Origin of the sequence: Mesorhizobium sp. Root552, from assembly GCF_001427285.1 — a bacterium.
Taxonomy (GTDB): Bacteria; Pseudomonadota; Alphaproteobacteria; order Rhizobiales; family Rhizobiaceae; genus Mesorhizobium.
In genome coordinates, this window is the sequence record NZ_LMFV01000012.1 from 236,809 (window position 1) to 249,860 (window position 13,052).

Consider the following 13,052-nt stretch of genomic DNA (forward strand, 5'->3'; position numbering starts at 1 on the left):
GGGACAAGCATCCGCGGCCTGACTGCACTTCAGCGCAGTTTTGCACCTGTCGAGGTTGCTAGGGTTTGAGCGCGGTTTCGATCAATTTTTTGGCATCGGCACCCGACCACTCGGCTGGGCCGTTCATGTGGGCGATCAGGCAACCCTCGGCGTCAATCAGCATCGTCACCGGCAGTCCGAGCGCAAGGCCGCGCTCCTTGACGTCGTTGAACAGGGCCAGTGAATGATCGCTGTAGTAGTTCAGCTTCTCGACGCCAATTTCCTTGAGGAAGGCTTTTGGTTTGGTATCGTCGCCGGTATCGACATTGACGGCGACTACTTCGAATTTGGCGCCACCCAATTCTTGTTGCAGCGTGTCGAGCGCCGGCATTTCGGCGCGGCATGGAGCGCACCACGTGGCCCACAGGTTGAGCAGCACCGTCTTGCCCGTGTGTCCGGCCAAGCCGAACGGCTTGCCGTCAGGTCCGTTGAAGGCAAGCGACTTTAAGGATTGCGGCGGGTCGGCGGGCATCAGGGCGGCGACCTGACCTGTGGCAGCGGCCGCAACAGTCTTGGCGCGATCGGCCTTGGCCGTGCAAACCGTGTCGTCGCCTGCTTGTGCCACAACATCGGCCGGTGCTGCGTTGTTGCCAGCAAGCCTGCCGCTGACATATACCGCGACCGCGCCAGTCACTGCTCCCGCGACGAGAGCCGCAAGGATCAGGCGCGTGGTGGGAAAGAGTTTTCTGCCGTTTGCCATTTTTTGAACTGCTCCGGGACACGGGTTATAGCGATGAGCGACAAGAAGGCCAGCAACCAGATGTGGGGCGGACGTTTTGCCTCGGGCCCGGCGGCGATCATGGAGGCGATCAACGCTTCCATCGGCTTCGACCGCAAGCTCTATGCGCAGGATATCCGCGGCTCCATCGCCCACAGCGAGATGCTGGCGAAAACGGGCATCATTTCGGCAGTGGATCAAGAAAAGATCGCTCACGGCCTGAACACGATTTTGAAAGAGATCGAGGCAGGCAAGTTCGAATTCTCGACACGGCTGGAGGACATCCACATGAATGTCGAGGCAAGGCTGGCAGAGCTGATCGGCCCGGCGGCCGGGCGGCTGCATACCGCACGGTCACGCAACGACCAGGTTGCAGTCGATTTCCGGCTGTGGGTAAAGGATGAATTCCATCGGGTCGCCGAAGCTCTGAAGGGCCTGATGGCGGCTTTCGTCGAGCGCGCCGAGGAACATGCGGCAACGATCATGCCGGGCTTCACCCATCTGCAGACAGCGCAGCCGGTGACTTTCGGCCACCATTGCCTTGCATACGTGGAGATGTTTGCCCGTGACCTTTCGAGGGTGCGCGACGCAATCGAGCGGATGGACGAAAGCCCGCTCGGTGCAGCGGCGCTTGCCGGCACAGGCTTTCCGATCGACCGTCACATGACGGCGAAGGCGCTTGGCTTTCGCGAGCCGACGCGCAATTCGCTGGATAGCGTCTCCGACCGCGACTACGCGCTGGAGTTCCTGTCGGTCGCTTCGATTGCGGCTACGCACCTTTCGCGGCTTGCTGAAGAGATCGTCATCTGGTCGACGCCGCAATTCGGCTTCGTTCGCCTGTCCGACAGCTATTCCACCGGCTCGTCGATCATGCCGCAGAAGAAGAACCCGGATGCAGCCGAACTGGTGCGGGCAAAGACAGGCCGCGTGAATGGCCACCTGATCGGCTTGCTGACGGTGATGAAGGGCCTGCCTCTGACCTATTCCAAGGATATGCAGGAAGACAAGGAGGCCGTCTTCGATGCGGCGGAGACGCTCGACCTCATGCTTGCGGCAATGACCGGCATGGTGTGCGATCTTACCGTCAACCAAGCCGCGATGAAGAAGGCTGCGGGATCCGGCTATGCAACCGCGACCGACCTTGCCGACTGGCTGGTGCGCAGCCTCGGGATGCCGTTCCGCGAGGCGCACCATGTCACCGGCCGGGCCGTTGCGCTGGCCGAGCAGAAAAAGGTCAGCCTTGAAAAGCTGTCGCTTGAAGATTTGCAGTCCATCCATTCCGGCATTACCGGCGACATCTTCTCGGTGCTGTCGGTGCAAAATTCGGTCAAAAGCCGGGAGAGCTTCGGGGGCACTTCGCCCGCCCAGGTGCGCCGGCAGGTACGCTACTGGAAAAAGCGGCTTGCCAAGGCGTGATGCCGGGGTGCAATGCGTTTAAAACTTGGCTAAAAGCGTCGTACGAAAAGTACAAACAGGTGAACCGATGACCGCGGGCAGGATACTGGTTACGCTTACGCTTCTGACGGCGATGGCCACAGTTGCCGCTTGCGGACGCAAGTCTGGCCTCGATACGCCCTATGAGGCTGCGGTCCAGGCGCGCGAGGATGCGCAAAAGGCCAAGGAGCCGGTGCCGCCGGAACCGGCGAAACCGGAGGCGGACAAGCCCTTCATCCTCGACCCGCTGATTTGATCTTTCCGGAAACACTCTCTTGAACCATTTCGACTATCGCGACGGCGTGCTCCATGCCGAGGACGTGGCGATCCCCGAGATCGCCGCGCAGGTTGGAACGCCCTTCTACTGCTATTCCACCGCAACGCTGACGCGGCATTTCAAGGTATTTTCGCACGCATTCGCCGGTCTTGATGCCCTTGTCTGTTACGCCATGAAAGCGAACTCCAACCAGGCGGTGCTGAAGACGCTGGCCAAGCTCGGCGCCGGGGCTGATGTGGTTTCGGAGGGCGAGTTGCGCCGGGCGCTGGCGGCAGGCATTCCGGCCGGCAAAATCCTGTTCTCAGGTGTCGGCAAGACGGCGCAGGAAATGGATTTTGCGCTCCACGCCGGGATTCTTTGCTTCAATGTCGAATCCGAGCCGGAACTCGAGCTGCTATCGACGCGGGCAACGGCGCTTGGCAAGATCGCGCCGGTTTCCCTGCGAATCAATCCGGATGTGGACGCCAAGACTCACAGGAAGATTTCCACCGGCAAAGCCGAGAACAAATTCGGCATCCCGTGGCAGCGGGCGCGTGAAGTCTATGCGCGCGCCGCCCGATTGCCCGGCATCAAGGTGAACGGCATCGATACGCATATCGGCAGCCAGATCACGGAACTGCAGCCGTTTGACGATGCATTCGGGTTGCTGGTCGAACTTATCGGCACGCTTCGGGCCGACGGGCATGACATCAGCCATGTTGATCTCGGCGGTGGCCTCGGCATTCCCTATCGCTTCGACAACGATCCGCCGCCCTTGCCGGATGCCTATGCGGCAATCGTGCGCAAGCACGTCACGGCTCTTGGCATCAAGGTGATGTTCGAGCCAGGCCGGCTCATCGTCGGCAATGCCGGCATCCTGGTCTCGCAGGTGATCTTCGTGAAAGAAGGCGATGCCAAGAACTTCCTTATCGTCGATGCGGCGATGAACGACCTGATCCGGCCGACGCTCTACGACGCATTCCACGACATTCGGCCGGTGGTGCAGCCGGCAGTGAATGCTCCGCGCATGAAGGTCGATGTGGTCGGGCAGGTCTGTGAAACCGGTGATTTCCTCGGGCTTGACCGCGATCTTCCGCAACTCAAGACCGGCGACCTGATCGCCGTTGGCACTGCCGGAGCTTACGGCGCCGTGCAGGCCGGCACCTACAATACGCGCCTTCTGGTGCCTGAAGTGCTGGTTGACGGCGATCGGTTCGCGGTAGTCAGGAAGCGGCAGACTTATGAGGAATTGATCGGGCTCGATTCCATCCCTGAATGGCTTTGAACAGGCGTTCACGTTTTCGGGAAGTTGCCTCGCCTTTGCCGTGTTTGCTGCTATTGTTTGGGAAGTGAGGCCACGGCGTAGCGGCCGGGCCCGGAAAGGCCGATGACAGAATCTGCCGCAAGCACACAAAGACAGCTGCCGAAAGGGTTGGCGCTAAGCCGTGCCGCGACGCGGCTTGCCATTATTGTGGAGCGCGCCTGGCCGCTTCTCCTGCCGTTTGTGATCCTAGCGAGCGTGTTCGCCAGCCTATCGTGGTTCGGCCTGCTCGGACGTCTACCCGATCTGCCGCGCTTCCTTGTTCTGGCGGGCTTTGGCGTTCTGGCCCTGGCTGCACTCTACCCGTGGCGTCGCTTCCGGCTGCCTTCGGCTGTCGAGGTCGACCGACGCATCGAGAGCGCCAACAAGCTGCTGCATAGTCCGGTTCTGGTTCAGACCGATCGTCCGAGCGGCACACACACTGGTTTTGCCCAGGCCCTGTGGCAAGAACATCAAAAGCGTATGGCAGCAAGGCTCGGCCGGTTAGGTTCGGACCTGCCCTCCGCCCGTATTCCGGATCGGGATCCGTGGGGTCTGCGCGCCGTGGCGGCACTGATGTTGGCCGTTGCCTTCGCTTTCTCCTTCGGTCCGCTAGGCGGAAGCCTGGCCGATGGCTTCCAGCCAAGGGCGAGCGCTGAGGTTATTCCGCCGCGTATCGATGCATGGATAACGCCGCCGGCTTATACCGGCAAGGCGCCGATATTCCTGACTGCGGACGCCAATCAGGCAACTGCAACTTTCACCGTTCCGCAAAACAGCGACCTGTCGTTGCGCGTGACGGGTGGGTCGGGGGCGGAAACGCTGGTTTACCAGCCTGCCGATGGCGAGGCGCTCAATATCGAGCCTTCCGGAACGGAAGGTGCCGCGACCGATGCAAAACAGCAATCCGGTTCTTCGGTCATGCAGTTCGCCAGCAAGCTCGTTGGTGATGGTCAATTGATGTTGAAATCCGGCGAGCAGGAAATCGGCCAGTGGGCTTTTGCCGTAACGCCCGACAAGCCGCCATCGATACGATTTGCCAGCGAACCGAAAAGGGCAGCGAACGGTTCGCTCGAACTGCAATATCAGATCGAGGATGACTATGGTGCGGCCTCGGCCAAGGGCGAGTTCGCGTTGGCGGATACGCCGGCGTCTGGCACCCGGCCGCTCTACGATGCTCCGGAAATGCCTCTGTCGCTGCCTCGGCGCGGCTCGAAGGCTAACGCGGCCAAGACCACCAAGGATTTGACGGAACATGTCTGGGCGGGTGCCCAGATCAAACTTGCGTTAGTGGCAACGGATGGGGCCGACCAGATCGGTCGCAGCGCGACCAAGACGCTGGTGATGCCGGAGCGCAGCTTTACCAATCCTCTGGCTCGTGCGGTGATCGAGCAGCGACGGTTGCTCGGGCTCGACGCAAACGCCAAGCCGCATGTGCTCGATCTTATGGATGCAATCACGTTGCGTCCCGAGGACACGTTCGACAACATGGCCCACTATCTGGCCATTATGAGTGCGCGCACCCGTCTCAAGATGGCGGGTAGCGACGATCAGCTTCGTGAGGTTGTCTCTTACCTTTGGGAAGTGGCTCTCGGCATCGAGGAAGGCGATCTTTCCGCCGCTGAAAAGCGCATGCGTCAGGCGCAGCAAGCGTTGCAGGACGCGCTGAAGAACGGCGCGAGCGATGAGGAAATCGAAAAGCTGATGCAGGAACTGCGTCAGGCCATGAATGATTTCCTGCGTGAGTTTGCCGAGCGCAACCAGCAGAACCAGAACACCGCGCAGATGCCGCAGAACGGTCAGGAATTGCGCCAAAGCGATCTCGATCGGATGCTGGATCAAATCGAAAACCTGGCCAAGTCCGGTAATCGCGACCGGGCGCAGGAGCTGCTTTCGCAATTGCAGGACATGATGAACAACCTGCAGGCAGGCCGGCAGGGACAGCAGGGCCAGCAGAACAGCGAGCTTCGCCAGCAAATGGACAAGCTTGGCGAGATCATGCGGCGCCAGCAGGAGATGATGAATGAGACCTTCCGCATGGATCAGATGCAGCGTGGCGACAATGGCGACGGGCAGATGGGCGAAGGCGAGCAGCAGCAAGGCCAGGGTCAGCAGGGCGAAGGTCAACAAGGGCAGGGCCAAGGTCGCCCGATGACGCCTGAGGAGTTTGCCGAAGCCCTGAAACAGCTTCAGGAAGGACAAGGCAAGCTTCAGGGCGACCTGCAGCAACTGGGCAAGGACCTCGAGGGCATGGGCATGGAGCCCAATCAGGGCTTCGGTCAGGCCGGGCGTTCGATGGGTGATGCGCAACAGTCGCTCGGGCAGGGCGAAGGCGAGCGTGCCGTTGGCCATCAGGGGCGGGCCCTCGAAGCCTTGCGCCAAGGTGCCAAGGAGATGATGCAGCAGTTGCAGGCGATGCAAGGTGATCAGGGCGGCAGCGAGCAAGGCGGACGCCAGCAAAACGCGGACCGTGATCCGCTTGGACGGCCGCGTGCCACGCAAGGTCCGGATTTCGGCGATTCGGTGAAGGTTCCAGACGAGATCGATGTTCAGCGGGCCCGCCAGATCCTCGAGGCTATCCGCAAGCGTCTCGGCAATGCGCTCTCGCCCGACGTGGAGCGCAGCTATCTCGAGCGATTGCTGGAACTTAAATGACCATCTTGCGTGGCCTGTCTTCCAAGTGAGCAGAAATGATCAAGCTCGGTAGCGTCACACCAATCCTGCGTATGTTCGATATCGTTAAGGCACGTGAGTTTTACCTCGATTTCCTTGGCTTCCAGATCGAGTTCGAGCATCGCTTCGCCGACAAGGCGCCCCTATACATGGGCATCGTTCGCGACGGTTGTATCTTGCACTTAAGCGAGCATCATGGTGACGGCAGCCCTGGGGCTGCAGCACGCATCGAGGTCAAGGATATCGATGGGCTGTATCAGGAACTGATCGGCAAAAGATATGCTTACGCAAGGCCCGGCCTTGAGCACACGCCTTGGGAGACAAAGGAGATCACGGTCAACGATCCCTTTGGCAACCGCCTGACCTTCTTTGAGCTTAGCGATTGATGAAAGCCTCGCGGATGGCTTCTTCCATGCCGTCGATAGCCTCGCCGCGGGCCAAGGCATTACGGCGAAGGACGACGTTTGAGGAATCGACATCGCCAAAGCCGTCGGCTGCGGTCAGTGCGCGGCAGCCTTCCGGTATGTTGCTGCGAGAGATGGGTGCGATCGCAAGGCCTGATGTCACGGCCAGTTTGAGGCCGCCATTGGTGTCGCTGGTATAGGCGATGCGGTAGGCGAGGCCGTTGCGCTCCAGCGACCTGATTGCGAAATCGCGGCACCAGCCTTCCCGGTTGTAGAGTGCGATCGGAACAGGTTGCTGCTCGTGCACCTTGTGAGACGCAGAAGTTACCCAGACGGTCGGGTCGTGCATGAGAACCTCACCGCCGGAAAAATCCTGCCATTCGAAAATCACTGCGAGATCCAGTTGACCATCGGCGAGCGCCTGCTTCTGCGACCAGGAGTGCGCGTAGCGAACTGTAACCTCGACCTGGGGATGACGCTTGGCGAAGGCGCTAAGCGCGCGCGACAGGATCGAGTGTCCATATTCTTCCGGAATACCGATCCGTACCGGGCCTCCAAGCGGCGGGGCACCCATTGCGGCGGCGGTTTCGTCGAGCAGTGCGATGATGCGCCGGGCGTTGCCGATGAGTTCGTCCCCATGACGGCTCAGCGTCACACCTCGCGAGCTGCGCTCGAAAAGCGAATGACCGATCAGGCCTTCCAGTTTCTTGATCTGCATGGAGATGGCGGATTGCGTTCGTCCAGCCTGCTCGGCTGCCTTGGTAAAGTTGCCGGTTTCAACCACGGCCACAAAGGTTCTCAAGAGATCGCTGTCCAGGGGAGGTCGCATGGCAGTCATAAGAAAATTTGATTGCAACCATAATTTCAATTCGTTTGCATCATGTCAAACGAAGGAAGATAGTTTGCATACCCATTGGATATGCAGCCTTGGTGGGCTGCGGACCAATCTTTTGAGTCCTCACTCGCACCCGCACCCCGAAAGAGGCTGCGGGTTCTTTTTCACCTGAAGAGATTTGCTGTTGTGAAGGTCAGGCAGCGGTCCTGACCGGGCAGGAAAGCGCCGCGTCCACCCGGCTGCGGATTTCCGCCAGCGTGAACGGCTTTTGCACGACGTCGAGAATGATACCGTTCAATTCCTCCGCCCGTTCGCGCTGCTCGGCATAGCCGGTCATCAGCATGATTTTCATCGTCGGGAAAAGGCTTGCTGCTGCCTTGGCCATTTCGATGCCGTCCATTTCCGGCATTCGGATATCAGAGACGACAAGGTCGTAGCAGCCCTGTGCGGCGTCGATGAATTCCAGGCCCTGGGCCCCGTCGGCGGCGACATCGATCTGGTGGCCTGCGCGCTGTAGCGCGCGGCTAACAAACATGCGAACGGACTCGTCGTCCTCGACAATCAGAAGCTTGGCCATGGCGCCGATATTTGGCGACCAAACGTTGACGTTTCCTGAATTTGCCAAGCCCGATTGTACAGTAATCAGGCGTCGCCGCGCACGATGCCGACAAATGGCAATTCGCGGAAAGCGTGGGCGACGTCCATGCCGTAGCCGACGACGAAATAGTCCGGGCAATCGAAGCCGACATAGTCGGCGTTCAATGTCGTCTGGCGGCGCATGCGCTTGTCGAGAAGTACCGCGATGGAGCAGCTTTTCGCGCCGCGGGACATCATCAATTCGCGGGTGAATTTAAGCGTCTTGCCCGATTCCAATATGTCGTCGATCAGCAGTACGTCGCGACCGGCAACCTCATTGTCGATGTCGCGCAGCACGCGGACTTCGCCGCTTTTCGTGCCGGCGCCATAGCTCGAGATGAAGATGAACTCGACTTCCGGCGATAAGCCGACGTCATGCATGGCGCGGATCAGGTCGGCGGCGAAGATAAAGGAGCCTTTCAGCACAGAAATGACCAGCAGGTCGTTATATTCCTTACCGGCGATTTCCTTGGCGAGCTCCAGATTGCGGCGTGCGATTGCTGACGCCGAAAACAAGACCTCGATCTCCTTGCCGCGTACGACTGGCATTTAATGGTACTCCAGGAAGTAACTTCGCTCAGCCGGCGAAGGTGACCGATACGGTCTTCACCCCGTTTTTAGGCACCTCTACGCGGCTCGAAAAGGCGAATCTTTCGCCCGGAGCCAGCGTACGCTCAGATGTCCCCAACCTGTAGCGGGTGATGCTGCCGTCATTGCCTGTAACGCTGATCTCCAGGGGCGGCAGAGCGGTAGTCGATAGGCCGTCGTTGCCTGCTTCCCCATCAACGAACAGCACCGGCCGCTCACCGGATGCATCCACATGTGAGGTGAAGGCAGAGATCACGAGTGCCGAGGGTGGGGTGCCTTGCGTTGCAAAGGCCGTCTGGCTTACCAGCGCGTGGCCACCTGCGATCCAGAATGCGGCAGCGGCAAGACCCGTTCCAACAACCCAGAATGCCGGGCCGCCTCGCTGAGCGAACGGCCGTGTCGGCGGGGAATCTGCCTTGCGCAACATGTCCATGCCATCGGCAGATGGCTGCCCGATGGTTGGTGCGCTTTGCAAAGGCGCCTGATATTCGGCTGAAGAAGAGCGCGGCAGTGTCACAAAGTCGGCATCGAGAATATCGCCGGATATCACCGCATCAAGTCGAACAGCCAAACCTGCATCAGGCCTGTCCTGTGGGCCGGTCATGATTTCGCCGGAAACCGGTCGTGCCTTTAGCTGGTCAACCATGCTGGGCCCTGTTCGCCTTCTGTTTCTTTCTGGTAAGCAAAATTGGTTAACGCTTCACCACCGAAGCCGTTTTGACGGTTCAGAAAGTGCCAGAATTTAACCAATGGTTAACCATGCCGGCTGATGGTCCTTTCGAGAAGAAGGGCGCACATTCGCCGTTTCAACCTTCAGGTCGTTCAACGTGATCCGCTTCGAAAATGTCGGTCTGCGCTATGGTATGGGTCCGGAGATCCTCCGTGACATCTCCTTGCACATCCCGCCTCGGTCGTTCCAGTTCTTGAGCGGGCCGTCCGGCGCGGGCAAGACGACACTGCTGCGCCTCCTGTTCATGTCGCTCAAGCCGACGCGCGGCCTCATAACCATGTTTGGAAAGGATCGGACCCGGATCTCGCGGACGGAACTGCCGCTCTTGCGCCGTCGCATAGGGGTTGTGTTCCAGGATTTCCGCCTGCTTGACCATATGACCACCTACGAGAATGTGGCGCTGCCGCTGCGTGTAAGGGGGCGCGAGGAATCCAGCTACCGCACCGATGTGGTCGAATTGTTGAAATGGGTCGGGCTTGGTGAGCGCATGCACGTATTGCCGCCGGTATTGTCAGGCGGTGAAAAGCAGCGCACTGCCATCGCCCGCGCGCTTATCGAACAGCCAGAAATCCTGCTCGCAGACGAGCCGACAGGCAATGTCGATCCGCAACTTGCCCGGCGCCTCTTGCGATTGTTCATCGAATTGAACAGGTTGGGTACGGCGGTCGTCATCGCCACGCACGACCTTGCCTTGATGGAACAGGTCGATGCCCGCCGGCTGATCCTGACCAATGGGAGGCTCGACGTTTATGACTGATCAGTTCGACAGTCAGCATGACGATGCCGACATCCTGCAACAGGCCGAGCCGCGCGAGCGGGCGCTGCGCAGGACCGCTCCAATTGTACCGGCGCAGAATGTGGTTGGCAGGGCGCTGGTGGTCGTCGTCGCCATCATGACATTTCTGTCCTGCATCACCTTCGGGGCAGTGACGCTGGTGCGCGATACGGCGTCGGTCTGGGAAAACCAGATTTCGACGGAAGCCACGATCCAGATCAAACCCGCCGACGGTCTCGACATGGAAGCCGCGCTTGCCACGGCTGCTGGCATCGCCAGCGAGTTTCCGGGCGTGAAGGCGACCCGGATCGTCGACCGCACGGCGACCGCGCGCCTGCTCGAACCCTGGCTCGGTTCAGGCCTCGACATCGATCAATTGCCTGTTCCGCGTCTCATCGTGGTCACCATAGACGAGACCAGTCCCCCGGATTTCGACGCGATTCGCGCGGCATTCGCGCCCAAGCTGCCGACGGCCTCGCTCGACGATCATCGCACCTGGGTCAACCGGCTCGTGGCGATGGCGCACACAACCGTGACCATCGGCGTCGCCATATTGGCGCTGATGCTGTCAGCGACCGTCATGACGGTGGTATTCGCCACCCGCGGCGCGATGGCCGGAAACGGCCATATCATCGAAGTGCTGCATTTCGTCGGCGCGGAGGCGCGATTCATCGCCCGCCAGTTCCACAAGCAGTTCCTTCTCACCGGCATGAAGGGGGCTGCGATCGGCGGTGTTGCGGCAGTCGTCGTGTTCATCGTCTTTTCGTGGTGGTCGTCGCGCAACATGGCGACCCCGGAAGGCGACCAAGCCGCTGCTTTATTTGGTAATTTCGCCATAGGCTCGGCCGGATATCTGGGGGTCGTCCTGATGGTCGTCGTCATCGGTGCGCTGACCGCGGCCACTTCACATGCAACGGTTATTGCCTATCTCAATGAGATCGACGATCGCCAGACCGACATCGCCTAGGATGCATGGCAATTCGATCACGGACAAAGACGATTCGTAATACAATGTGCTAGGCCCGCTTATCCAACAATGTAAATCACGGTTTACCATGACATGATGAACGGGAAGGATTTGAACGGAACGGTCGAGATGGCAGCAGCGCCCCGCGTGGCAATGCGTGCGCCTCATCGCATATGGTCCGTTCTGCGCATTTGCGCCTTTCTGATTGTTGGTGTTGCCACGCTGTTTGTCGGCGGCTTCGGCTGGTTCTCCAACCATGTCAGCCGCCTTTCAACGCCTGCCGATCCGCAAAAGGCCGATGCCATCATCGTTTTGACGGGCGGCCAGTCGCGCCTCGATGCGGCGATGGAACTGCTCGAATCAGGCAAGGGCGAGCGGCTTTTGATCAGCGGTGTGCATCCGGCTGCCAGCCGGCGGCAACTGCAACTGGCGACGGGCGGCGACACCAAGTTGTTTTCCTGCTGCGTCGATATCGATCGCGCTGCGCTGGACACAATCGGCAATGCCGAGGAAAGCGCCAAGTGGGTCGAACGCCATGCCTATGGCAGCGTGATCCTCGTGACCAACAACTATCACATGCCGCGCAGCCTGCTGGAAATGAGCCGGCTTTTGCACAATGCCCGGCTTGAACCGTATCCGGTCGTCAACTCCAAACTCGACGACGGGAGCTGGCTGACCAAGCCGGAAGCGCTGCGCGTCCTATTCACCGAATACAACAAATACCTGCTGGCGCTGGTGCGCGGCGTGGTTCCGATGCGCGCCACGCATGACGGTGTCTCGCTGGCCGAAGCATCGGTAATCGAGAACTGACAAAAGCGTATAGCGGCCTCCTCGGCCCGTTTCCATTTTGCCCACGCATGGTGTAACCAAGCGCCACCTTCGTCCTCGGGCTATCCTCGCAAATGCTCTACATCCGTTCGCTGGCATTCAACTTCGTCTTCTATGTCAGCCTGATCGTCCAGATGATCTTCTGGGCGCCGTTCTACTTCCTGTCGTCGCGCCGGCGGGCATGGTTCGTGCCGAAATTCTGGTCGCGCTCGAGCCTGTGGCTCTATGAGAAGATGGCGTTGACGAAGAGCGACATCAGCGGACAGGAGAACTTGCCCGAAGGCTCGTTCATCCTCGCGCCCAAGCATCAATCCTTCTGGGACGCGATCGCCTTTTTTCCCTTTCTCAAGGACCCGCTTTACATCCTGAAGCGCGAACTGACGTGGATTCCGTTTTTCGGCTGGTATGTGCTGAAGATGCGCATGATCCCGGTCCACCGTGGCAGCCGGTCGAGGGCCCTGAAGGCCGTCGTGGCCGCTACGAAGGCGGAGATGGCGCGCAATCCCCGCCAGCTTATCATTTATCCAGAAGGCACGCGCCGGGCGCCTGGCGATGAACCCAACTACAAATGGGGCATCGTCGAGCTTTATTCCGAACTTGGCGTTCCGGTGGTTCCGGTCGCTCACATGGCCGGACTCTATTGGCCGCGCCGCAAGTTCCTGCGGTTTCCCGGCACCGTCAAGGCGCGGTTCCTCGAACCGATCCCGGCCGGTCTCGGCAAGGAAGAATTCATGAAGCGGCTGATTTCGGAAACGGAGACGGCCTGCGACAAGATATTGATCGACATCGCACAGGCACCGAACCCGCCTCCGCTGCCCCCCACTGCCGTCAAACGGCTGAAGGAACTGGGCGTCCAGGTTTCACACTGA

General features: G+C 60.0%; 14 protein-coding genes. 9 read left to right on the forward strand and 5 right to left on the reverse strand.

Translation table 11 applies throughout. The features are described 5' to 3' along the window. Window positions 1–58: 58 nt before the first annotated feature. Window positions 59–739: a thiol:disulfide interchange protein TlpA gene (gene tlpA, locus ASD50_RS07450; RefSeq protein ID WP_056238234.1), complete on the reverse strand. Its 681-nt coding sequence runs from the start codon at window positions 737–739 to the stop codon at window positions 59–61. A gap of 33 nt (window positions 740–772) precedes the next feature. Here tlpA and argH point away from each other — a divergent pair, with 33 nt between their 5' ends. The 5 genes from argH (at window position 773) to ASD50_RS07475 (ending at window position 6,806) form a co-directional block, all read left to right on the forward strand. Continuing rightward, window positions 773–2,173, forward strand: coding sequence for an argininosuccinate lyase (argH, locus tag ASD50_RS07455; protein ID WP_056238238.1), 1,401 nt, complete (start codon window positions 773–775; stop codon window positions 2,171–2,173). Window positions 2,174–2,240: 67 nt separating this feature from the next. Next, window positions 2,241–2,447, forward strand: coding sequence for a hypothetical protein (locus ASD50_RS07460; RefSeq protein ID WP_056238242.1), 207 nt, complete (start codon window positions 2,241–2,243; stop codon window positions 2,445–2,447). A gap of 19 nt (window positions 2,448–2,466) precedes the next feature. Beyond that, on the forward strand, window positions 2,467–3,732 hold the full coding sequence (gene lysA, locus ASD50_RS07465) for a diaminopimelate decarboxylase (protein ID WP_056238245.1): 1,266 nt from the start codon (window positions 2,467–2,469) through the stop codon (window positions 3,730–3,732). A 102-nt stretch (window positions 3,733–3,834) separates the two neighbouring features. Continuing rightward, window positions 3,835–6,402, forward strand: coding sequence for a TIGR02302 family protein (locus ASD50_RS07470; RefSeq protein ID WP_056238249.1), 2,568 nt, complete (start codon window positions 3,835–3,837; stop codon window positions 6,400–6,402). Window positions 6,403–6,437: 35 nt separating this feature from the next. Next, window positions 6,438–6,806 carry a glyoxalase superfamily protein gene (locus tag ASD50_RS07475; RefSeq protein WP_056238252.1) on the forward strand — a complete coding sequence of 123 codons (369 nt, stop codon included), beginning with the start codon at window positions 6,438–6,440 and terminating at the stop codon, window positions 6,804–6,806. Here ASD50_RS07475 and ASD50_RS07480 read toward each other — a convergent pair. The 4 genes from ASD50_RS07480 to ASD50_RS07495 all read right to left on the reverse strand — a co-directional run bounded on the left by ASD50_RS07480 (window position 6,796) and on the right by ASD50_RS07495 (window position 9,529). Next, window positions 6,796–7,653, reverse strand: coding sequence for a LysR family transcriptional regulator (locus ASD50_RS07480; RefSeq protein ID WP_056238794.1), 858 nt, complete (start codon window positions 7,651–7,653; stop codon window positions 6,796–6,798). The genes ASD50_RS07475 and ASD50_RS07480 overlap by 11 nt on opposite strands. Window positions 7,654–7,852: 199 nt before the next feature. Further along, window positions 7,853–8,236, reverse strand: a complete 384-nt coding sequence (locus ASD50_RS07485; RefSeq protein WP_056238255.1) for a response regulator — start codon at window positions 8,234–8,236, stop codon at window positions 7,853–7,855. Between the two features lie 65 nt (window positions 8,237–8,301). After that, window positions 8,302–8,844: a hypoxanthine phosphoribosyltransferase gene (gene hpt, locus ASD50_RS07490; RefSeq protein WP_056238258.1), complete on the reverse strand. Its 543-nt coding sequence runs from the start codon at window positions 8,842–8,844 to the stop codon at window positions 8,302–8,304. Between the two features lie 28 nt (window positions 8,845–8,872). Continuing rightward, window positions 8,873–9,529 carry a hypothetical protein gene (locus ASD50_RS07495; RefSeq protein WP_056238262.1) on the reverse strand — a complete coding sequence of 219 codons (657 nt, stop codon included), beginning with the start codon at window positions 9,527–9,529 and terminating at the stop codon, window positions 8,873–8,875. 181 nt (window positions 9,530–9,710) lie between these two features. Between ASD50_RS07495 and ftsE the strand changes: the two genes are divergently transcribed. The 4 genes from ftsE to ASD50_RS07515 all read left to right on the forward strand — a co-directional run bounded on the left by ftsE (window position 9,711) and on the right by ASD50_RS07515 (window position 13,052). Continuing rightward, entirely contained in the window at window positions 9,711–10,370 is a 660-nt protein-coding gene (ftsE, locus tag ASD50_RS07500) for a cell division ATP-binding protein FtsE (RefSeq protein WP_056238266.1), read from the forward strand. Further along, window positions 10,363–11,355 (forward strand): cell division protein FtsX, encoded by a 993-nt coding sequence (locus ASD50_RS07505; RefSeq protein WP_056238269.1) that lies wholly within the window; start codon window positions 10,363–10,365, stop codon window positions 11,353–11,355. The genes ftsE and ASD50_RS07505 overlap by 8 nt, the downstream gene beginning before the upstream one ends. A 129-nt stretch (window positions 11,356–11,484) precedes the next feature. After that, entirely contained in the window at window positions 11,485–12,165 is a 681-nt protein-coding gene (locus tag ASD50_RS07510; RefSeq protein WP_056238797.1) for a YdcF family protein, read from the forward strand. Window positions 12,166–12,257: 92 nt separating this feature from the next. After that, a complete protein-coding gene (locus ASD50_RS07515; RefSeq protein WP_056238273.1) occupies window positions 12,258–13,052 on the forward strand; it encodes a lysophospholipid acyltransferase family protein in 795 nt (264 codons plus the stop codon).